The sequence below is a fragment of the Wolbachia endosymbiont (group A) of Apoderus coryli genome, from assembly GCF_947251615.1.
In the GTDB taxonomy this organism is placed as follows: domain Bacteria; phylum Pseudomonadota; class Alphaproteobacteria; order Rickettsiales; family Anaplasmataceae; genus Wolbachia.
The window spans coordinates 1,037,186-1,059,477 of sequence record NZ_OX366367.1 but is presented as its reverse complement, the minus strand read 5'-3'; the positions used below and the strand labels follow the sequence as shown (position 1 = coordinate 1,059,477).

Sequence of the window (22,292 nt, the reverse complement as noted above, 5' to 3'; positions counted from 1 at the left end):
AATTTTTTGCACTATGCGCATCTTATGTCTTCACAACATTTCTAGCTATATAAGCTGAAACGCGCTTATAAAGCGTTTAAGACAGTATAGAACGCCAATTTGCAGGATTAGAGAGTGACAACTAGCTAACACGGAATATCTTTTGCCTTTTTTTCTGCTTAGTAAATTTCCTAAACATTTATGACTAAAGGTTAGTTGCATTAAAAAGCAGCTGAGTCGCGGTTATTAGACGTTTAAAACATAAAAAAACGCCAATGTTTTTAAATAGATATTAGCCGGGGTTTCTTTTGCCTTTTTTTTCGTTTGGTAAATTTCTTAATATTTGTAGCTAGAGACTCTCATCTTTAGCGAGCTTCAAGGTAATTGGTTGCTATTTGCGAAAATATTTGCATAATTTAAGCAACATTAATTGATAAAAATTAACTATGGAGCTTAATAAGATTGCAGCATCGATTTTACTTTCTGGGCTAATCATTATGATAGTCAGCAACGTAGTTGATATGCTGTATAGTCCAGAGGAATATAAGATTGAACACCAAACGATAGTAGCTGCTGAGCCTCAGCAAAAAATTGAGCAAGTGGCGCTTGATATTGGAGCGCTCATGCAGAATGCTAGCTTTGAGAAAGGTAAATCAGCAGCGAAAAAATGTATAGCTTGCCACAGTTTTGAGAAAGGTGGAATGAATAAAGTAGGACCAAATTTATGGAACGTAATTGGAAACAAAAAGGCCCATCTTGGCAACTCATTCAATTACTCAAAAGCAGTGCTTGAAAAAGGTGGAAAATGGGGGTATGAGGAGCTATTTGCCTTTTTAAAGAACCCAAAAGCCTATATAAAAGGTACACGTATGGCATTTGCAGGTATTTCCAATCCACAAGAAATTGCAGATCTAGTCAGCTATTTGCGTTCGATGAGCGATAGTCCGGTTGCTTTGCCAAAGTAGTATGGATTATTGTAAATTGTTTGATGGAAATAATGGTCACATAGCATATCGAAAGCTACAAGGAAAGAAAGCTTCTGTAGTTTTTTTCGGTGGATTTGCATCAAATATGAATGGAACTAAAGCAACTGCTATTTACAAATTTTGCCAAGAAAATGACGTAGCACTTGTGCTATTTGATTACTTTGGTCACGGTAACTCAAGTGGTAATTTTGCCGATTATACAATAAGTGATTGGCAAAAAAATTGTGCTAAAGTGATAAGTGAATTAACTAGTGGTAAACAAATAGTTATAGGTTCAAGTATGGGAGGATGGCTGATGCTGCTCACTGCCCTTCAATTTTCAGAAAAAATTGCAGCATTAATCGGCATATCGTCTGCTCCCGATTTCACTGAAGATTTGATATTCAAGCAATTGTCAGGCAAGCAAAAAGAAGAACTAGATTCTAAAGGTGTAATAGATTTTACTTCAGAGCATTGTACATACAAAATAACTAAAAATTTGATCGAAGATGGCAGAAAGAACCTTCTTTTAAACAAAGAGACAATAGATATAAACTGTCCTGTGCGCTTATTGCATAGCATTAATGATAAAGATGTTCCTTATCAAACTTCATTGAATTTAGCTGAAAAAATCAAGTCAACTGATGTTGAAGTACACTTAATAAAATCAGCAGAGCATAACATGTCTGACAATCATTCACTGGAAGTTTTATTTAAGACCATTAGAGAATTTTGTAACCGTTCACTTATTTGAGCTTTCTTCAATTTAAAGTAAATACAGAAAATTGCTGCCTATAGCTAAACTGACCTTACCCAGAAAAAGTGGAGAGAAAGTTGAGAATGTTTTTTTATAAAAAGAATGATGAATCAAAATGTTCAGGGATGCAATAGTTAATAGTGACGTTGTTTGTTATAAAAAATTTCTATATATTCAAATATAGCAGTTTTAATATGCTGTTTAGAGTGCTTAGAAGTGTCTATTGGTAACTCCCTTTTTAGAGAACTTTTCTACAACAGAATTGTCGTAACAACAACCTTTATGGCTCATCTATATTCTTTATGGCTAAGAGATATTGATAACCTTGTGAAGTATATTGTGAACCTTGATCACTATGTAACAGTAGGTTTTTGGCAGGTTTACGTTTATTAACGGCCATTAATACAGAGTCCATGACCAATTGTTTATTCATTGAACTACTCATTGACCAGCCAATCACCATATGTGAGTATAGGTCGATTACTGCTGCCAAATATAGCCATCCTTCCTTGGTTTTTATATAAGTAATCCCATACTTTATTTGGTTGATCGACAATAAAGTTTTGGTCTAATATTACGACTCTACTGTCCGTTTGTTGTTTCTTAATTTTAAATTTTCTTCTCAATATAGCCTGAATACCATTTTTCTGCATAATACTTTGCACTGTTTTCAAGTTGCAACTTTTACCCAAAGCCTTTAATTCAGCATGAATTTTACGAGCTCCATATCTACATTTAGAAGCTTTTTTTGAATATCTGCTTTTATTTGCTAATTCTCTATTGCTTATTTCCCTCGCAGCCCACTTATAGTAGCCACTAGCAGATACATTCAAAATCCTACATAATTCCCGTACTTTATAGCAGCTGCTATGTTCTTTTATAAAAAAATATTTTACTCTTTTTGACTGCCCAGGGCTTTTTTTAAAATGTCTCTCTCTCTTGTTACTCTTGCTAACTCTTTCTTTAAATCAAATCTTTCTTTGTCGTAAGGAGCTACATTACCCCTACCTGGAAAAGCATTTGCTACTGACTTCTTTTCGTTATATTTTTTTATCCACTTACCTAATACGTTAGAGCTTATACCTAGATCTTTTGCTACTTTCGAAATTGTTTCTCCTCTTTCTTTAAAAAGTTTTACAGCTTCTTCTTTCAACTCTGCTGTATATTCTCTTCCATTTGACATATTGTACCTCTCTATAAAAACATTTTTTTATTATAAAAACGTACCAACTTTCTCTCCACTTTTTCTGGGTAAGGTCACTTTAGCTATAGCAGTTAACTTTGCAGTTAACTTTTACAGCGTTTCAAGGTATAGTTTTTATAATAAAGTGTTCGAATATACATGAAAACCATTTTAGCTGTTGAAACAAGCTGCGACGAAACTGCAGTAGCGATTGTAAATAGTGACAAGCAAGTCCTTGCTCACGAAATTCTCTCCCAAGCAGAACACAAAAAACGCGGTGGCGTAATCCCTGAGATAGCGTCACGTGCTCATATGGAGCATTTAAGTGGTCTAATAAAAAGCGCTGTAGAAAAATCTAACCTCAATTTTCGCGATTTGGACGCGATTGCAGCAACATCAGGACCAGGACTCATAGGTGGACTAATAGTTGGTACAATGATGGCTAAAGCAATTGCGCATGTAGCACAAAAACCGTTCATTGCAGTGAATCACTTAGAAGCACATGCATTGGTTATTAGGTTACTGCATGAGGTAAAATTTCCATTTTTAGTCCTACTAATATCAGGTGGTCACTGTCAATTTTTAATTGCACAGGATGTAGGTAAATATATTAAACTCGGGAAGACACTCGATGACTCGTTAGGAGAAGCATTTGATAAAGTTGCTAAGATGCTGGGTTTAAGCTATCCCGGAGGACCATTAATTGAAAAGTTAGCTAAAAAAGGCAATGGTGCAAGATTTAAACTGCCAAGGGCAATGATAAAACGTTCTGGATGTAATTTTTCGTTTTCTGGAATCAAGACAGCAGTAAAAAACTTAGTGCAGAAACTCGAAATAAGCGAGCAAAATGTGTGTGATGTGTGTGCTTCGTTTCAAGAGTGTATTAGTGACATACTGCTGGACAGGGTTAGTAATGCGATTATTATGGCCGAATCTTTAAATATCAAAATCAATGACTTTGTGATTACCGGCGGAGTTGCAGCAAATAATTTTTTGAGAGAAAAACTGAAAGAACACATAAACTTAAACATATTTTTCCCCCCTAATAATCTATGTACAGACAATGCAGTAATGGTTGGATGGGCAGGAATTGAAAGGTTACAGAAGAATTATATAGATCCACTTAATTTTGCACCAAGACCTAAGTGGGAGTTAGAAAGTTATTAAAAACTCTCAATTCTGAATTAGGTAATGAAGGAAATATTAACTATACTTCTTTTTACCATTGTTTATATTTCCTATTTACATATATTAATATTTTATTCACTTAAAGTAAGCTAACTGCCGTTATTAATATTTTTGTAATAAAAATTGTATATGGTGCATGTAATTAAATTAAGAGGAAGATTGTGGAAATTACGCCATCAATAAAAAAAGAATTGAAGCAAAGTACTCTATATGTTTGCCTAGAAAAATGCAAAAGTGCATTTTGGTTTATCTTTTGGTTTAGTGCGGGAATCAATTTATTAATGTTATTCCTACCACTTTATACTTCTCAAGTGCTTGATCGGGTGATATCGAGCGAAAGTGTATCAACACTAACTATGCTGACAATTATCACTTTATCTGCATTTGCATGTTCTGCAATGCTTGAAACTTGTCGATATTTAGCCATGGCAAAAATAGGTGATTGGATCGATAAAACTGCAACACCAGATCTGATAGTAAGGTCAATCAGGCTAACGTCAGTGCAGAGCTCAACTTCAAGTGGTGAAGCAATACGAGATCTCGGAGTGATAAAAAATTTCATTACAGGAAATGGTATATTCTCACTGTTTGATACTCCATGGTCGTTAATTTACCTTGTTGTGATTTTCATGATACATACCTCCACGGGGTTTATAGCTATTACTGGAATTATTATATTAGTCTCTATGGCAATATGGAATGAACTTGCCACTAAACGAATATTACAAGAAACCAACGAAGAAACTATACGGAATATCAATGCTATAGATGTTGCAACAAGAAATGCAGAAGTGGTTGAAGCTATGGGCATGTCAGAATTCATAGTCTCTGATTGGTGTAAACGAAATGATCAGAATCGAGCAATGCAAATTAAAGCACAAAATCGCTCTAATGTAATTACTGGAATCACTAAGTTTTTGCGCTCAACTCTGCAAATATCAGTAATTGGAACAGGTGCATTACTTGCAATCACAGCTCATAAGACTGCTGGTAGCATCATCGCTGCTTCAATTTTAATGGGTAGAGTATTAGCACCATTTGACGCTGCGGTTCATACTTGGAAGTTTTTAAATCAGGCTAGAATGTCATATGGAAGGCTACAAAGACTTATATTAACATCGCCAAAAAGAGAGCAAACGATGGCTCTACCAGAACCTGAAGGAAAATTGGAATTTGATAGAGTATTTTTTACTCCTTATGGAAGCAATAAGCCGACAGTAAAAGGAATATCATTCATTATAGATCCTGGAGATGTAGTTGGTGTTATTGGTGCAAGTGCTTCTGGTAAATCCACTATCGCAAAATTAACTGTTGGTGTATGGAAGCCAATATCTGGTGTAGTCAGACTAGATGGCGCTGATGTATATACTTGGAATCGAGAAAATTTTGGTAATTATGTTGGCTACTTACCTCAGGATATTGAGTTATTTAACACTAGTGTCAAAGCTAATATTGCTCGCATGAGGCCAGATCCAAATCCTGAAGAAATAATCAAAGCAGCAAAAATTGCAGGAATACATGAACTAATACTAAGCTTACCAAATGGATATGATACAACAATAGGAGGTCCTGGAGGAGTAACGCTCTCTGGCGGCCAAAAACAGCTTCTTGGACTTGCCAGAGCTTTTTATGGTCACACAAAACTTTTAGTACTTGATGAACCAAACGCTAACTTAGATAGCAATGGAGAGGCATGCTTAATTAATGCAATTGGCATTGCAAGAAAACAAAATACTACTACTGTTATCATCACTCACAAGCTACCGTTATTGTCCGTAGTTGATAAGGTGATCCTCATGTCAGATGGTGTCATTTACGCTATGGGACCAAAAGATGAGATTTTGAGCAAATTAGTTGCTCCATCATCAAATACCACAGAAGATGAGCGCTCTTCAGCAAATGGTTAGTTTACTTACACTAAATTCTGTATCTGAAATAACAACTGTTCCAGAGAAATATATATTTCTTTACCATTAGAAATAATATTACAAGAATAGTAAATAGATTAATAACTCCTATTAATTAAAGTTAATCGGCAGATATAGCTAAAGTGGCTTAGGTTTACCTACAATTTGAAAAACAACAAATTCGTCATTCCGCTACTCGTTAGCGCCGCGGCGGTATGACGTAGAGAAACCTTTCTTGGGTTAGCTATAGTGTATATTTCTAATTAATGAACTTTCTTAATCTATTGTTTAAATAACTTAATATTAGTAATGGTTTTATAAAAAAATTATAATATAAATAATGTTGCTGCGAAAATTTATAACAATATTTCCCTCTAACGTTTAATGAATTTCAATAAATTGCCTTTTTAATTCTAGATAAGTATATGCTTTGTTAATATGTTTAGTTCAAAATCCAAAAGTAAGTTTATGCTTTCTATTGGAGAAGAAGGCATAATGTTACTATATTTTAAAAATAATACTTTAAATAAAAGGTATTTTGTTAAGGGCAAAAACGATAAAGCAGTTTCCGATTTAATTTCATGTCTTTCATCAGACAAAAAAGCACCTTTATACCTGGTGCTTAATCATGCAGATCAAAATTACTCGCTACAGTTTATTACAAGGGCAAACAAGATTAGTGCCTATCTATCAGCAAAAACAAAGATGGAGCATTTTTCTCGTAATAATGACATAAGTTCAGTTTTTTTGGTTGAGAAGCCAAACAAATTCAATCAAAACTGGTGCTATCTTCTTGTTTCATCAAAAGCAAAGCATTTAGTAGAATATTGGTTGAATGTGTTTATTGAGATAGGCTCCAACTTTAAGGGAATATTAATGTTTCCTATAGAAATAAGTAATATAACAAAAAAGATTCTACATAAAGATCCTAATAATTGGAAAATTATAGTTGCTGCAACTAAAACGGGAGGCTATAGACAAGTGGTTCTTAAAGAGAATAAAATGGTATTTACGCGTTTAACATCATTTACTAATGATAATTTACCAGGAATTATTGCTGGTGGAATATATCAGGAAGTGCAAGATACTATTCGATCCTTAACTAAGTTTGGGTTTGAAAAAAATAACCCTATCGACCTTTGCATCATAGTGTCAGAAGATATTAAAGCTAGTTTATCAGTCATAAATTTTTCAGAGAACAGTGTGAACATATTAACTCCATATGAGTTAGGCAAACTATTAGGAGCAGAACTAGCTATAAGTGAAAAAGATAACTTTTGCGATACCATAATTTTGTTTCATAGCTTTAAGAATAAATTAGCAGCTATTTTTAATACAAAGGAAACTAAAGAATTTTATCTATTCAATTACCTTTATTTAAACTCTCCTCGAATTTTTCTATACTTCGCCCTGGTTTTAGTTATAACAAACACCCTTTGTTTGCTAAATTTGTATTCAAATTTCAATGTTGCTGATAATTTATCAGCAAAGCAGAACACCTTAAATAACCAATTAACAAAACTTAGCCAAAGCTATAATGTAAAAAAAATAGATGAAATTTATGATTTTATTAATATCAATAATATTTTATCAAAAATAGAATACTCTCCTCTTACACAAGTTAAGTATGTAGAAAAGTTAAAAATACCAGGTATAGAGCTTCGATCATTTGAATGGAATTATAATGAGGCAAAAAGTTATATTACCACAACTTTAAAGTTTAATTTTCAATCCGGTAAAAATATTTCTCATCAATACGAGAAACTACGAAAAAATTTAAACGATAATTTTCGTACCTACGACATTAATATTTCTAGCTTACCTGCTGCTAAAGAGCAAAATCTATCTATTGATGTTGAAATAGGAGAGGCAATGTAGATTAATGACTATCTTTCAATTAAAAAGAAAAGCTACAATTCAGTTTATATCGTATTTGTTATTATCTGTTGGATTAATAGGGTTATTAACATATGTTGTTATCTATAGCGAAAAGATTTATAATAAAAACCAAATTGCGATTGATAAAATACGTTCTATTAATTTACAGATTACTGGAATTCAAAAAAAGGAAGTTGTTCTAAATAAAAACCTAGATTTATGGAAAAAAATTTCTTCTTCAAATTTACACAGTAGCAGATACATTGCAAATTTAAATTTCGAGCTTAGCAAGTTATATAAAAAGTACTATATATTAGAACCTGAAATATCAATTTCTATACCCGAAGAAGTTGAGCTCCACAACAAAAGTGAACGCACAAAAGTAATAAAAAGTGAAGTGGTCCTAAATTTAAGCTCAATCAGCGATAAGCATATTTTTTTATTTCTACAGTCTATTCCAAATCTGCCCGGTTATGTTATGATCAAATCTCTTATTTTAAATAAGCAGAGAAATATTGATGCTGCAACTATGAATCAGATTTTGAATGGTAATATGATAGAGATAGTGAGAGCTAATATAGTCTTTGATTGGTATACTATATTAAGTAGATAAGGTGATGAACATAAAGCTGTTTTTTATTTTTACGCTACTCATTTCCAATGTTAACGCATATTGCAGTTGTGAAGATATCATAGAAAGCATAGAAATTTGTAAGGAGTATTCTTGCCGACAATATATTGGCAATGAAGATTTTATTGAGCATAAAATATTAGGATTAAATAGTGGAAATTTATGCGTATATATAGAAAAACAAGGTAATGATGAAATGGTTTGTCATCATTCTCAGTATGGAATGATGATAGAAAAAAGATATTTTGAAAGTATTCTTAAAGTTGGCAATCAAGAAATCGATGATTTTATTGATATAGCAAATTTGCGTGCAAAAGAGTGTTTCTTTATTAACAATCAAAAACTAAGCTATACAGATCGGGACGATATAATAAGAGAAGCAGTGGAAAGTGACTTTGACGTTTTGTCACAATATAGTAACGTAAAAAGCATTTTTTTTGATGAAGAGCCAGTTAATAGAATGGTCAATGAAATGGAAAAGTTCAATTTACGATCTTCAAGAGCTGCAAAAGAGGAGGTATCAGATAATTTCAACTGTAAGGTAGTGAGTTTAGACTCAATTTTATATCTTTCTCCCGATACATGGAAAATATGGGTAAATGGAAAGCTGTTTATAAATACTAAGGATTTAAAAGTGCACTCAGTCACTGAAAATTGTGTGACTTTTGTATGGGCCGTAGATCAAAAAGCAATAAAAAAGCATGCGAATGATTCTCAAAATGTATATCTTGGACATGAGAGTATTATGTTTACGCTTTATCCAAAACAAAAATTTGACTTGGATAGCTTATCTATTAAATAATTTAGTATATAGCCAAAGTGACTTAGGTTTACCGACAATTTGAAGAACCGTCATCCCACTGCTTGTTAGCTGATGAGATACCGCGGGTCTATACATGCGCTTGTAGCTCAGTTGGATAGAGCGTTGCCCTCCGGAGGCAAAGGCCGTGGGTTCGAATCCCTCCAAGCGCACTTTTAATTAAATTTGACAATAGTACTTTCATATAAGATAATAAAGGGATTTATTTAGAGCATAATTATGTCTGGTGGTACCATAAACAAAGTCATACTAGTTGGTAATTTAGGAAAAGATCCTGAAATTAGGACTACACAAAATGGAAAAGAGATGGCAAGTTTTTCAATAGCCACATCCGAAAGTTGGACTGACAAACTTTCCGGTATGCGCTCTGAAAAGACAGAATGGCATAATATCGTAATTTTTAGTGAAGGATTAGTAAAAGTCGTCAAAGATTTTGCACGTAAAGGCAGTAAAGTTTATGTTGAAGGTTCTTTGAGAACTAGAAAATGGACTGACCAAAACGGTAGTGAAAGATACACAACAGAGGTGGTTCTATATAATTTTAATAGTGCTCTTACTCTCTTGGATTCGCGACCAAATTCCGATTACAAGCCGAGTGAATACAAGCAAAATGAAACAGAACAAAAAAATAAGCACGAAAGTTTTGACAACGATATAAAAGATGAACTAATCGACGATGAAATACCATTTTAACAATTTAAATTGAAATCTACATTTTTATGGACTGCTTGTGTTACTCCATTTAATTGCAATGGGGATAGCATAGATTATAGCAGTTTGCAGCGTTTACTGACAATGCAAGTTAAAGCTGAAAATGGTGTAGTGTTGCTGGGTAGCACAGGTGAAAGCCTATCGCTTTCTGATTCTGAAAAGCGTACATTAGTTGAATTTGTATGTGAGCTAAAATTAAATACGAAAATTATAATTGGTGTACCAGGAGTGAATCTATATCAGACTCTTGAATGGCTTGATTTTTGCAAGGGTATGCCTATTCACGGCTATCTAATGACAACTCCCATTTATGCAAAGCCCGGAATTATGGGGCAGACTTTATGGTTTGAAAAGCTGCTTGAGAAAGCACATGTGCCGGCTATGTTTTACAATATTCCATCGAGAGCAGGAGTGAGTCTTCACGCTGAAACTGTACGCAACTTATCCAGCCACGAAAAATTTTGGGCTATCAAAGATTCAAGTGGCACCGTTGATACTTTAGCTCAGTATAAGAAAGTTGCTCCAAATATTGAGGTCTTTTGCGGAGATGATAATATGATATCCGATATGGCCGCTTATGGTGCGGCTGGTCTAGTTTCCGTTGCTTCCAATGTTTGGCCACATGTAGCACATGAATATGTTAAGCAATGCCTACTGTCATTCCAGCACGTAACTAGAAAAAAAACAACTCCTCAAATGACAGGAAATGACATAAAAAGTTCAACAGATATCTGGCAACAAGCTTGCAAAGCTCTATTTATTGCCAGCAACCCAATACCCACTAAAGCACTTTTGCATGATATTGGTCTTATAGAACATCAAACTGTCCGCCTACCACTCAGCACAGAAGACTTGCCTTCTGTTGAGATATTAAGGCAAGCCAATAAAATGATTCTTGGATGGAAAGAACTGACTGACCTTACCCAGAAAAAGTAGAGAGAAAGTTAAGACGTTTTTGGAGTAAAATAAAACGTTTTTTCAAAGAGGTGTAATATGACAAATAGAAGAGAATATACAGCAGAATTTAAATTGGAAGCTGTTAAGCTGGTTAAAGAAACAGGTCAAACAAGTACAAAAATAGCAAAAGATCTAGGTATAGATGGCAGTATGTTAAGTAAATGGGTAAGAAAATATGATGGAAAAATGTCTGGAGCATACGCATTTCCAGGCAAAGGAAAACTAGCTCCTTATGACAAAGAAAGATTTGATCTAAAAAAAGAGTTAGCAAGAGTAAGAAGAGAAAGAGACATTTTAAAAAAAGCCCTGGGATATTTTGCCAAAGAAAAAGAGTAAAATATTCTTTTATAAAAGAGCATAGAAATTGCTATAAAATACAGGAACTATGCAGGGTTTTGTGCTGGTGGTTATTATAAATGGATTGCTAAAGAAAAAAGCAATAAAGAATTAGCAAGGGAAGGACTTCTAGCAGAGATTCAAAAAAAGCATCTAAATGCAGATATGGAGCCCCTAAAATCCATAAAAGCTTTAGGCAAAAATTATAACATCAAAACAGTGCAAAATGTTATGCAGGAAAATGACATTATAGCCAAACTTAGACGAAGATTTAAAACTAAAAAACAACCAAATAATATGGTTATTGCTCCTAATATATTAGATCAAAATTTTATCACTGAGCAACCAAATAAAGTATGGGATTACTTATATAAAAACCAAGGAAGGTTGTTGGCAGCAATAATTCTCACGCATGGTAGTTAATGAGTCATACAATGACAAAACAATTAATTGTGGATTCTTTGCTTATGGCTGTTAACAAACGCAAACCCCCTGAAAATCTACTGTTACATAGCGATCAAGGGTCACAGTATACCTCTCAAAATTACCAATTTCTATTGAATACAAAAAACATCATTTCCAGCATGAGCCATAAGGGCTGTTGTTACGATAATTCTGTTGCAGAAAGCTTCTTCAGTTCACTCAAAAGGGAGCTGCTTATTGATATTTCTCAACATTCTGCTCAACAAACTAGAACTGCCATATTTGAATACATAGAAATCTTTTATAACAAACAACGTAGACATTCTACTATTAACTATTGCATTCCTGCACAATTTGATGCATCATTCTCATGACAAAATCGTCTTAACTTTCTCTCTACTTTTTCTGGGTAAGGTCACTGAGAAGTGATTATCTTCTCTTGCTTCCAACCAAGCAATACCTAATTCATACCTTCTGGGTAGGACCAGTTTTTTGACAACTTTCCTTTACATGCCGGTGCTTCTAGTCTGCATTTTTCTTGAGCTCTCATTTGCGTAACGACGTTGACAAAGTGTAACCAAGGTGTTTCTTTTATAACATATTTTTAACTTACAACCGCCGCGGTATCTCTTAGCCGCTAGCAAGTAGCGGAATGACGAATTTGTCGTTTTTTAAATCGTCGGTAAACCAGAATTACTTTAGCTATAACAAAATAGAAATAAGTTGTTGTAAAAAATTTTTCATGGTAAAATTATTTATTTTCACCACATGTTTAAAGGAATTATCACGGATATCTGGACTATAACTGATACTACCACTCACTCCAACTCTGATCAAATTTTCCATATCAAAACACAAAACTTACCCTCTATAAATAAAGGAGACTCAATAGCTTGCTCTGGTGTGTGTTTAACTGTTGTTGATATAATGAGCGATACATTTACAGTCCAAACGTCTCAAGAAACTATGAAGGTTTCTAACTTAAATACGTGGAAGATAGGCAAAAAAATAAATCTCGAACAAGCAATGAGATTAAGTGATAAGATCGATGGCCACCTAGTTCAGGGTCATGTTGACGGGATAGTAAAAATTTTAACAATTGAGCGAAATTTAGATTCTCATGAAATCAAGCTATCATGCCCACAAGAATTAATTAAATTTGTTGCAAAAAAAGGCTCTGTTACACTAGATGGGGTTTCTCTCACAGTGAACTCAGTTATTAATCAGGAATTTACAGTAAATATCACTCCCTATACATGGGAAAATACAACTTTTCAGTACAACAAAGTAAATGATTATCTGAATTTAGAAATTGACATGATCGCTAGGTATTTAGATCAACTGATGCAGCATAAATACAATTAATTTTACAACCTCGTTATTTATAACTATTATATCTTGAAAACCATATAGATATAAAATATGCTTTTCGATAGTCTAATTATCTTCATTGTTGTTCTATGTGTAATAATCTCGATAACTAGAGGCTTTATAAAAGAGCTATGCGCACTAATGTTTCTATTTTTATCAGTTTTTCTGACAGCTAATCACTATGATTTTTTCACTCTAAATTATAGTAAATATTTTGATTCTAAAGTTACGTTAAACATACTCTCTACAATTTCTGTATTTATTATACTTAATCTTATATTGATGATAATAAATAACTGGCTAATGTACATATTATCGCCCATAAGGTTGGGGTTTATCGATAGAGTTACTGGAATCTTTCTCGGAGTGCTTAAAGGAATATTGCTCTCTTATATATTATTTTTTGCTGTGCACTTATATTGCTACACAGTATATGACAAAAAAGAGGAACATTCTGAAATAAAAGCAGAAGACATATTGCCTAATTGGATAATAAATTCACACTCTTATCAGACTTTATTTGTGACAGCAGAAGAAGTAATTGACATGTATGTACCAGAGTCGTTGATACTAAAAATAAAAGAGATCGGTGGAGAAATGGTTGATTAAGAAAAACCTAAAAACAATAAAAAAGAAGAGTAAATATTTATTTATAAATATGTTCATTGGGAGTATTCAAAAAGCCATATGTGTCAGGTTAAGAGCAAATATTCAAAATTGTAAGTCAAAAATATGGTTGAATAACTGTGTGTATAATTATTAATCTTTTCTAAGCATTTTAGCAATGGCTCTTTCTAAATTTCTCGACCCTAAGAATGATGGTGTGCTGCAGTAACAAACAAAGTAATGTTTGTTTTATTGAAGATGAAGGAAGGTCCTTCGAAATCGGTTTTCAGGAGCAGCCACCTTAAGTGGCTCTATTTAAGAGATAGGGTCATAAGCGTTAAGGAAAAATCAGCATATAAGCTGGAAGGTGTGGATCAGAAAGACGAACGTGAGTGAACCACTGATGAACGTGTCGAAAAGGGAAGTGAACATCGAAAGGGGGAGTGAGTCGTTCTCCTCTGCCAACGTTTGCTCCCAAGCTGCAAGACGAGCACTACAAATTAGCAAAGTACACAAATCAACGAACAAATTGCTAGCGGTGCTTGTTGTTCCATTTGGTTCAAACTCGGATACGATTTCTTCAGAGTTGAATACCAGAACCATCTGCTGCAATAAACCTATAGCCTCTCCAGCTCAGGCTCATCTTGATAGGCTGTTTGGATGCTTAAATTCTTTAAAACCTGTATTTATATCTTGCTTTAGAAAAAGCTTGCTTTGAGGGTGGAACTTAATGAGCTCACATTCTATTCCTAAACTTTTCTTAATTAACTTTAAAATCATAGAAAATACTGTCGTAAAAGCTTGTTCGTGTGAAACTCAACACAATGGATTCTCTGAAAAGCTTTCGAGTATATTATATTTTTAATTTGTAGAATAAGATTTTTTCCTTTTTGCATGTTTCACCTAAAAAGGACATATTTTAGACTTCTTTGTTGAAATAAAACAGAAACAAAAGTGCTGTTTATTGCAGCTTTTGGGTAATTTAATGGTAAAAAATTTAGAGAGAAGTTTTATACACAATCACTGATATTTTCCCTTAAGTTGACGCCATTGGCTGAACAGTTGCTACTTGTTAGCGAGATCTATGCTAAGAGATACCGTGGCGGTATGACGTAGAGCTCGCGTTAGCTATACTTTTATACTCACCAAATCAGTTTGCTTGCTTACAAGCAAACTAGCATAAAAAGTGGTTGTTAAAACACAACGTTTTCGATGAGATTGCAGGAAGGCTGGATTCTAGTGTCAGCTACTTTCATCTGCCTACCTGCAAATTGCAATGTTCGTACAGTTATGTGTCACGCTACTTGGATGACACCGTTGAAAGAAATGAACCGCCTTTTCAAAATTGTTTTGAATAGAGGAATAACATTCACAAGTAAAATTTCATATTACCATTTTTTAATTTATGTATTATAATAAGCTTAATTTATAAGAAAAACAAAGTTGGAAGGACTAAGCAAAAACTGGGTGATAAGAACGGGAAGATTTTTATCTTCATTGTTTTTTTTACTACTAATTGCGCTATCAATACGTAGTTTTTTATTCGAGCCATTTCATATACCTTCTGGTTCAATGAAAAGCACCCTACTTGAAGGGGATTACATTTTTACTAGTAAATACTCATATGGTTACAGTAAACACTCCTTTCCATTTTCTCCAAACATTTTTAGCGGCAGGATTTTTTACACCCCTCCAAAGCGTGGCGACATAGTAGTTTTCAAACCCACAAAAAACGACAGTATCCGATTTGTTAAGCGGGTAATAGGAACACCGGGCGACAAAGTGCAAATGATAGAGGGAGAATTATACCTAAATGATCAGAAAGTAGAGCGAAGGCAAATTGAAAGTTTTTTTGATTATGAGTCAAATCGTAACATACCAAGATATATAGAAACGCTTTTAAGTGGCAAGGAGCATGAGATTTTGATAGATAACATTTCTAATAAGCTATCATATAACACTCCGGTTTATTATGTACCTAACGATCAATTTTTTGTTATGGGAGACAATAGAAATAATTCTTTAGATAGTAGGTTTCCTGAAGTTGGTTTTGTACCAATGGAAAATATCATTGGGCGTGTAAGCATAGTTGGTTTATCGTTTAAATTGGGAAAGGTCGATTGGTTACCATTTAATTTCAGGTTACCTGTTGCTCTGAGATTAAATAGGGTATTGCACAAGGTTGTGTAAGCTTTTTCTACCTATTTGTTAATTCACACAACTCTAAAGAGGAATTTTCTAACTCGGCGATAGCGTTGTTAATTTCATTCAAGTCATTGCCTTGTAAAGCGTCTTTTGCGTTTTGTAATAGGTTTTTCAACTTTTGATCAGTGGAAAAGTTATTATTGTTTTCAACCAAGTGTATGAGTTTATTTCCATTAATTTTAGCGCCTGCAAGGGAACGAGCCTTCATATCTTCATCAAAGCTGTTTATTGACTGGTCAACCATATTTTGAATATCAGCTTCACTCAAGCCAAAACTTGAATTTACTTCAACTGTCTGCTCAATTCCAGTAGCTTTTTCTCTTGCAGTAACAGTCAAGATTCCGTCAACGTTAACTGTGAATTCTATTTCAACTCTTGCAGAACCTGCAGGTAGTGGCGGTATACCTTTTAGTTCAAACTGTGCTAGAGATTTGTTATCCTCGATCATTTCACGTTCTCCCTGACAAACGTGAATTTTCATTGCTGTTTGCCCATCAACATAAGTTGTAAACTCTTTTGTTTCTGAAACTGGTAGTGGCGTATTTCTTGGTATGATTTTTTCAACTATGCCTCCCATAGTTTCTATGCCAAGTGATAAAGGTAGAACATCCAGGAGAATATTCCTATCTTTTGAGCTCGAAGTTAAATCGTGAGCCTGCAGGGCTGCCCCAATGGCAACTGCTTTATCTGGATCCACGTCATTCAGTACTTTATTTCCAAAGAGTTTGACTAGTGAATTTTGAACCAATGGTGTTCTAGTTGCACCACCAACTAAAATTACTCCTTTTATATCATCAATTTTAAGATCTATATCGCTTATAGTACGAGTGACTATATTGATAGTCTTATTGACCAAAGAACTGATTGCCTGCTCGAATTCTTCTCTGGTAATTTCACACTTGAATAGCTCGCCGTTAATGCTGAATTCAAAAATGCCTGAGGTGTTTTTGCTCAGATATTCCTTCACAGTACGCATATTGTAGATTCCAGCGTCACGCGCTTCAGCATACGAACGTTGCAATTTGCAGGTAGTTTGCGCAGCAGGTGGTGTCATTCCAGTGCTTGACACTGGAATCCAGTTCTTACTATACAATTGCCTGGTGTGCTCATTTGCAATTAAATTTTCTGGATCCCAGTGTCTGGGCACTGGGATGACATCTTTCTTAATGGAAATCATACTTACATCACAACGTTCGTACAGTTGCGCGTCAAGCGCTGGAATGATATTTGATACTTTCTCTCTATACTCATCGAGCACAATTGAACTCAGCAAATGATCAAAATCATCACCGCCGAGTTTGGTGTCACCACCAACCGCAAGAACTTGAAACACTCCTTGATGCAATTTCAATATCGAAATATCAAATGTTCCACCACCAAGGTCATAAACTGCATATATTCCACTATTATTGTTCTTTTCAATGGAGTAAGAAAGCGCTGCAGCGGTTGGCTCGTTAACGAGGCGAAGAACTTCTATTCCAGCTAATTTTGCTGCATATTTAGTTGCGTTACGTGCTGAATCGTCAAAGTAAGCTGGCACAGTAATCACTGCTTTTTTTACTTCCAGCCCCTTAGACTTTTTTACCCTCTCACATAAAGCTTTTAATATCTCAGCAGAAATCTCAACAGGAGTAAGATACTTTTCCTCTGCGCATTTTACTCTAATAACTTTTTCACTTTCGTTATCTATTTCAAAATTGAGGCCTTCTTTATTTAATTCTTCAACACTTTTACCCATTAAACGCTTTATTGAGTAGATTGCATTTCGACCGACGTTACAGCCAGTTTTCAATGTATTATCTTCATATGAAATAACAGAAGGCAGTAGCTCTCTTCCTTGCTCATCTTTAAATATTTCTACATTGCCGGCTTTGTTTACCATGGCAATTAAAGAATTGGTAGTACCAAGATCTATACCAAAAACTACTTCATTTGAATTTGGTTCAGAAATTTGAATTGGTTGCATTCTTTTTCACCTCCTCAAATGACTTATATAAATATTTCAATCTTAAGACTTGTGTAGCAGCTCCATCAAAATTCTTTACAGCAAAAGTGTTAATTAGGTTTTTAATGCAACCTTTTATTTTTTCATCAACCATCCTACTTGCAAATTGTAGGTCGTCGCAGTCTAGTAAGTACTCTCTTATTTCCATTGATTCATTTAATATTTCAGAATTCAGATGATCCTTTTGATTTTTTACATTAAAAAGATCCAGCAAATGCTCAGCACGTTTTAGTGGAGACTTTAGCACTTGATAAGCTTTGTTGATATTTTCCATATTTTTGGACTGTCTTTCATTTATATCAGTCTTGCTTAGCTCAATATATTTTTTCTCTAGCCCATCAAAGCTGATATTGAAAGTTGGTTCAATTTCAAACAATGCAAAATAGTTGCTAGACATGAAAACTCTCTCCACAACCACATTTTCCTTTCTCATTAGGATTTTTGAAAACAAAACCCGATGAAAATTTTTCTTCTACATAATCCATTTCAGAGCCAAGAATAAACATGACGGATTTTGGATCGATCAACACCTTGACTTTTTGGCCATCACTACAGTTTTCCTCAATTATCGACTCTAAAGGACGAATATCATACGCATATTCAATGTCATATTTTAAACCAGAACATCCTTTTTGTTTAATTAGCACTCTTATTCCTATTGCTTCTTCCGGTTTCTCGAGGTTAGTATGCTTCTTTTGGTCCAATAAATACCTTATCCTTTCTACTGCATTTGCAGTTATAGTGATAAGTTTTTTATTCTTTTTTACAGTTTCACCTCCGCCTACTTCTTGATATTCACTCATGCTTTAGTTCTCAATGTCCACCTTTATTTTGTTTACTTTGATAATCATGAATAGCAGCCTTTATAGCATCTTCAGCAAGCACCGAACAGTGTATCTTCACTGGAGGTAAAGACAACTCTTCCACTATTTGAGTATTCTTTATCTGTGTAACGTCACTGATGGTTCTTCCCTTTATCATCTCTGTTAACAAGGAACTTGAAGCAATGGCAGAACCACAACCAAAAGTTTTAAATTTTGCATCTTCAATAACACCTTTGTCATTGACCTTTATCTGCAATTTCATTACATCACCGCACGATGGTGCACCAACCAGGCCAGTACCAACACTTGGATCATTTTTATCCAGAGAGCCAACATTCCTTGGATTTTCGTAATGATCTAATATTTTCTCATTATAACTCATAAAACTACCTATAAACCACTACATTTATTATAACACATTTAAGTTAAAAACTAAAGTAAAATACACTAGCAAACGGTATATTTTACTCACGAAATACCCGCAAAGTGAGTGCATTTTACTTTACAAATACACGTATTACATGTCATTCTTTATATTGTAATTAAGTTTATAATTTAAAAAGGAGTATTCCCTTGAGTTTATTTGGTAACCTTTATAAAGGCCTGTTAAAAACTTCTTCTCGCTTTAGCGACGGGGTGAAAAGTATTTTTTCTGGCAAAAAAAAATTAGATCAGTCGCTTTTAGATGAGCTAGAAGAATTGCTAATTAGCATGGATATTGGTCATAAAACTTCCAAGTTGATTATTGACAGGCTCACAAGCATCAAGTTTGACAAGGAAGTTGAGTATAATATCATCACACAGCAGTTAATGAACGAAATAGAAGCTATATTAAACCCTGTCGTGCAACCGTTAATTTTAAATAAAAAACCACATATAATAATGGTATGCGGAGTAAATGGTAATGGTAAAACCACAACTATAGGTAAACTTGCATATAAATATAAGGAGATGGGAAAGTCCGTTATGCTTGTTGCATGCGATACATTTAGAGCTGCTGCTAGTGAACAATTAAACATTTGGGCAGAACGTTCTGATTGTTCCATTGTTACTGGAGAGTACGGTAGCGACTCTGCAAGTGTGGCGTATAGGGCTGTGAGTCAAGCTATAAAAGATAACGTTGATGTTGTTCTAATTGACACAGCAGGCAGGCTACAAAATAATGTGAACCTTATGGAGGAGTTATCAAAAATATATAGAACGATAAAGAAATTGGATGACACTGCCCCTCATGACGTTATTTTAGTTCTTGATGCAACTACCGGCCAAAATGCTTATAGCCAATTAGAAGCATTTAGCAAAATGGTTAATGTTACCGGGCTAATCGTAACAAAGTTAGATGGCACTGCTAAGGGCGGAGTGGTAATTGGACTTGCAGAAGCTTATAAGATAAAGTTACATGCTATAGGAATTGGCGAAAATATAGAGGACTTGAGGGAGTTTACTAGCAAAGAATTTGCTGAAGCGTTATTTAATTGTAATTAAAGACTTCTCTTAATTCCCTTACGTGACCAAGCTTGATTATCTCAATATCATGAGAAGAGTAATTACCATTTTTAGGCATAATTGCTTTTTTGAATCCTAACTTTTGTGCTTCTTTTAGTCTGAGATCAGCATGCGAGACATTCCTAATTTCTCCTGAAAGTGCAACTTCACCGCAGATTATTGAAGAAGTTGGCAGCGGTAAATTTACTACACTTGAAATAAGGGAAGCAGCAACAGCAAGATCAGCCGATGGTTCCTGTATTTTCAATCCTCCCGCGATGTTTAGGTACACTTCTTTATCATGCAAAAACATTTTGCAACGAGCATTTAGCACCGCGATGATCATAGCCAATCTATTAATATCCCACCCAACTACTGCCCTTCTTGGGGTTGCCATATTAGTCCCTGCTATTAATGCTTGCACTTCCATTAAAATTGGTCTTGAACCTTCAATTCCTGCAAATACGGCGCTGCCAACTACTTCTCTGTCATGGGCCATCAGAAACAATGATGATGGGTTATCAACAGGCACTAGTCCTGCTTCAGACATCTCAAAAACACCAATTTCATTTGCAGGGCCAAATCTATTTTTAATAGTGCGTAAAATGCGGTATTGATTGCTATTTTCACCTTCAAAATATAATACCGTATCCACCATATGCTCCAAAGTTTTAGGTCCAGCTATTTGTCCGTCCTTAGTTATATGACCAACTATTAAAAGAGAAACACCATATTGTTTCGCAAGAATGGTTAATTCATGTGCACAAGTACGAACCTGAGTTACAGTTCCTGGTGCTGATGTAACTCTGCTATCATACATTGTTTGTATAGAGTCAATTACTAGGAACTTAATACTTTTATTTTCCTTTATTGTTGCTACTACATCAGTTAAAGACACTGTAGATAAAAGCTTAATTTTAGGTTCATTTATCTTAAGACGCTTTGCTCTGAGACTCACTTGCTCTAAAGATTCCTCGCCAGATACATAAAGACATTCAAAAGAGGAAAGTTGCACAACATTAGCTGCAATTCTAAGCAAAAGGGTGGATTTCCCAATTCCAGGTTCGCCTCCAATTAAAATGCTAGCACCTTGAACGATACCCCCACCAAAAACTCTGTCTAATTCTTCTACTCCTGTTAGAAAACGACTTGGAATGATAATTTCGCTACCCGATAACGTCTTTATTAAAATTGGCGCAGATATACTTCTTTTGCCCGTTTTTACTGCTATTTCTTCAACAATTGTATCCCAATTGTCACATGCAATACACTTTCCTACCCATCTGCCAGTGCTATGACCACAGGATTGACATACATATACAGTTTTCATTAAAATCAAAATTATTTTGTTATAATTGTAATAAAAATTAGCTGAATAGGCGAAGTAAATCTAAACACTGAGTCTCACAAACGTTTTGGTGCGAAGATAATTGTAATAAGTTGTGCCATTTAAATTCATGCACAATAATTGCACGCACGCTTCCCTCCAGGATCTAAGTAGCCTCTTCTCCTGTCATCTAAGTAGCCCCTTCTCCTGTCATTCCAGTGCTTGACACTGGAATCTTGTTTCAATGTTAAACAAAATACCATAGAATTCAAGAAGACAATTCCTAGAAAATTTCTACATCCAAAAAAAGGCATAAGTCATGTTAATGCTGTTTGAATGAGCTGATATAAAGATAAGCCAAATTTTTACAAGGAAAAGCAATACAAAACCTAGCGATCATAGCAGCATCTGATCTATCTGTTTTATTTCTAAGTAGCTCACTTTTGCCAAAAGCTTTGATTTGGGCTGGCACTTACATTATGTCCCAGGTCATACATAAAATTTTTCACTATAACAACCTGTTGCTTCAAGACACAGATGAATAAGCTCTGCTCCATGATTATTGCACCAAGTCACAAGCTTTTCAAAACCATCTTGGTTGTTGTGAAAAACTTTATGTCGTTTTTTGCTGCCTACCAACAAACAAGCATCAAATTTTTGTTTAGCAATATCTATAACTAAAATAGCATTTGTTTGCATAAAACCGCCTCCAAGACTATAAACAAAATTGAGAG

Annotated in this window: 22 protein-coding genes, 1 tRNA gene and 4 pseudogenes; 18 read left to right on the top strand and 9 right to left on the bottom strand. The window is 34.5% G+C overall.

All coding sequences use genetic code 11. The annotated features are described in order from the left end of the window. Window positions 1-425 precede the first annotated feature (425 nt). A complete protein-coding gene (locus tag OPR43_RS05390; protein ID WP_265034440.1) occupies window positions 426-944 on the top strand; it encodes a c-type cytochrome in 519 nt (172 codons plus the stop codon). 1 nt (window position 945) lies between these two features. Then, window positions 946-1,698 carry an alpha/beta hydrolase gene (locus tag OPR43_RS05385; protein WP_265026373.1) on the top strand — a complete coding sequence of 251 codons (753 nt, stop codon included), beginning with the start codon at window positions 946-948 and terminating at the stop codon, window positions 1,696-1,698. A gap of 94 nt (window positions 1,699-1,792) precedes the next feature. Here OPR43_RS05385 and OPR43_RS08520 read toward each other — a convergent pair. Further along, window positions 1,793-2,884, bottom strand: a pseudogene (locus OPR43_RS08520) (IS3 family transposase). A 159-nt stretch (window positions 2,885-3,043) separates the two neighbouring features. Between OPR43_RS08520 and tsaD the strand changes: the two are divergent. The 13 genes and pseudogenes from tsaD (at window position 3,044) to OPR43_RS05295 (ending at window position 14,108) form a co-directional block, all read left to right on the top strand. Further along, window positions 3,044-4,051, top strand: a complete 1,008-nt coding sequence (gene tsaD, locus OPR43_RS05365) for a tRNA (adenosine(37)-N6)-threonylcarbamoyltransferase complex transferase subunit TsaD (RefSeq protein WP_265034436.1) — start codon at window positions 3,044-3,046, stop codon at window positions 4,049-4,051. Between the two features lie 182 nt (window positions 4,052-4,233). Further along, the gene (locus OPR43_RS05360) at window positions 4,234-5,979 is read left to right on the top strand and encodes a type I secretion system permease/ATPase (RefSeq protein ID WP_265034435.1); all 1,746 of its coding nucleotides are present in this window, start codon (window positions 4,234-4,236) and stop codon (window positions 5,977-5,979) included. 438 nt (window positions 5,980-6,417) lie between these two features. Next, entirely contained in the window at window positions 6,418-7,857 is a 1,440-nt protein-coding gene (locus OPR43_RS05355) for a hypothetical protein (RefSeq protein ID WP_015589193.1), read from the top strand. A 4-nt stretch (window positions 7,858-7,861) separates the two neighbouring features. After that, window positions 7,862-8,470 (top strand): hypothetical protein, encoded by a 609-nt coding sequence (locus OPR43_RS05350; RefSeq protein WP_265034434.1) that lies wholly within the window; start codon window positions 7,862-7,864, stop codon window positions 8,468-8,470. Between the two features lie 4 nt (window positions 8,471-8,474). Beyond that, on the top strand, window positions 8,475-9,290 hold the full coding sequence (locus OPR43_RS05345) for a hypothetical protein (protein WP_265034433.1): 816 nt from the start codon (window positions 8,475-8,477) through the stop codon (window positions 9,288-9,290). Between the two features lie 96 nt (window positions 9,291-9,386). After that, window positions 9,387-9,460 (top strand) — tRNA-Arg (locus OPR43_RS05340). A 67-nt stretch (window positions 9,461-9,527) separates the two neighbouring features. Next, complete coding sequence (ssb, locus tag OPR43_RS05335; protein ID WP_265034432.1) at window positions 9,528-10,001, top strand: single-stranded DNA-binding protein; 474 nt, start codon at window positions 9,528-9,530, stop codon at window positions 9,999-10,001. A gap of 9 nt (window positions 10,002-10,010) precedes the next feature. Beyond that, window positions 10,011-10,955 carry a 4-hydroxy-tetrahydrodipicolinate synthase gene (gene dapA, locus OPR43_RS05330; RefSeq protein ID WP_265034431.1) on the top strand — a complete coding sequence of 315 codons (945 nt, stop codon included), beginning with the start codon at window positions 10,011-10,013 and terminating at the stop codon, window positions 10,953-10,955. Between the two features lie 57 nt (window positions 10,956-11,012). After that, window positions 11,013-12,109: pseudogene (locus OPR43_RS08515) on the top strand (IS3 family transposase). 278 nt (window positions 12,110-12,387) lie between these two features. Then, a complete protein-coding gene (locus OPR43_RS05310; protein WP_265034429.1) occupies window positions 12,388-12,540 on the top strand; it encodes a hypothetical protein in 153 nt (50 codons plus the stop codon). Next, a complete protein-coding gene (locus tag OPR43_RS05305; protein ID WP_265034428.1) occupies window positions 12,504-13,100 on the top strand; it encodes a riboflavin synthase in 597 nt (198 codons plus the stop codon). Before OPR43_RS05310 ends, OPR43_RS05305 begins: the two co-directional genes overlap by 37 nt. Before the next feature lie 57 nt (window positions 13,101-13,157). Next, window positions 13,158-13,715 (top strand): CvpA family protein, encoded by a 558-nt coding sequence (locus tag OPR43_RS05300; protein WP_265026362.1) that lies wholly within the window; start codon window positions 13,158-13,160, stop codon window positions 13,713-13,715. A gap of 255 nt (window positions 13,716-13,970) precedes the next feature. After that, window positions 13,971-14,108: a hypothetical protein gene (locus OPR43_RS05295; protein WP_265034535.1), complete on the top strand. Its 138-nt coding sequence runs from the start codon at window positions 13,971-13,973 to the stop codon at window positions 14,106-14,108. Between the two features lie 21 nt (window positions 14,109-14,129). Here OPR43_RS05295 and OPR43_RS05290 read toward each other — a convergent pair. Beyond that, window positions 14,130-14,608 (bottom strand): annotated as a pseudogene (locus OPR43_RS05290) (transposase); the annotation flags it as partial. 294 nt (window positions 14,609-14,902) lie between these two features. Between OPR43_RS05290 and OPR43_RS05285 the strand changes: the two are divergent. Beyond that, window positions 14,903-15,070, top strand: a complete 168-nt coding sequence (locus OPR43_RS05285; RefSeq protein ID WP_265034427.1) for a hypothetical protein — start codon at window positions 14,903-14,905, stop codon at window positions 15,068-15,070. A gap of 85 nt (window positions 15,071-15,155) precedes the next feature. Continuing rightward, window positions 15,156-15,902 carry a signal peptidase I gene (gene lepB / locus OPR43_RS05280; protein ID WP_320157460.1) on the top strand — a complete coding sequence of 249 codons (747 nt, stop codon included), beginning with the start codon at window positions 15,156-15,158 and terminating at the stop codon, window positions 15,900-15,902. A gap of 7 nt (window positions 15,903-15,909) precedes the next feature. On the opposite strand, the gene OPR43_RS08420 is transcribed toward lepB, so the two are convergent. Genes OPR43_RS08420 through iscU form a run of 4 tightly spaced genes read right to left on the bottom strand, consistent with a single transcriptional unit; the run spans window position 15,910 to window position 19,128 of the window. Beyond that, complete coding sequence (locus OPR43_RS08420) at window positions 15,910-17,883, bottom strand: Hsp70 family protein (protein WP_265034426.1); 1,974 nt, start codon at window positions 17,881-17,883, stop codon at window positions 15,910-15,912. Further along, complete coding sequence (locus tag OPR43_RS05270; RefSeq protein WP_265034425.1) at window positions 17,861-18,319, bottom strand: iron-sulfur cluster co-chaperone HscB C-terminal domain-containing protein; 459 nt, start codon at window positions 18,317-18,319, stop codon at window positions 17,861-17,863. The genes OPR43_RS08420 and OPR43_RS05270 overlap by 23 nt, the downstream gene beginning before the upstream one ends. Next, a complete protein-coding gene (locus OPR43_RS05265) occupies window positions 18,312-18,725 on the bottom strand; it encodes a HesB/IscA family protein (RefSeq protein ID WP_265034424.1) in 414 nt (137 codons plus the stop codon). Before OPR43_RS05265 ends, OPR43_RS05270 begins: the two co-directional genes overlap by 8 nt. Window positions 18,726-18,735: 10 nt before the next feature. Further along, window positions 18,736-19,128, bottom strand: a complete 393-nt coding sequence (iscU, locus tag OPR43_RS05260; RefSeq protein ID WP_265034423.1) for a Fe-S cluster assembly scaffold IscU — start codon at window positions 19,126-19,128, stop codon at window positions 18,736-18,738. A gap of 191 nt (window positions 19,129-19,319) precedes the next feature. Between iscU and ftsY the strand changes: the two genes are divergently transcribed. Further along, window positions 19,320-20,231: a signal recognition particle-docking protein FtsY gene (gene ftsY / locus OPR43_RS05255; protein WP_265034422.1), complete on the top strand. Its 912-nt coding sequence runs from the start codon at window positions 19,320-19,322 to the stop codon at window positions 20,229-20,231. On the opposite strand, the gene radA is transcribed toward ftsY, so the two are convergent. From radA to OPR43_RS05235, 3 genes and pseudogenes are all read right to left on the bottom strand, one after another. Further along, a complete protein-coding gene (gene radA / locus OPR43_RS05250; RefSeq protein WP_265034421.1) occupies window positions 20,218-21,561 on the bottom strand; it encodes a DNA repair protein RadA in 1,344 nt (447 codons plus the stop codon). The two genes, ftsY and radA, sit on opposite strands and share 14 nt — an antisense overlap. A gap of 125 nt (window positions 21,562-21,686) precedes the next feature. Then, window positions 21,687-21,830 (bottom strand): hypothetical protein, encoded by a 144-nt coding sequence (locus tag OPR43_RS05245; RefSeq protein ID WP_265034420.1) that lies wholly within the window; start codon window positions 21,828-21,830, stop codon window positions 21,687-21,689. Window positions 21,831-21,934: 104 nt separating this feature from the next. Continuing rightward, window positions 21,935-22,257: pseudogene (locus OPR43_RS05235) on the bottom strand (IS110 family transposase); the annotation flags it as partial. Between the last annotated feature and the right edge of the window lie 35 nt (window positions 22,258-22,292).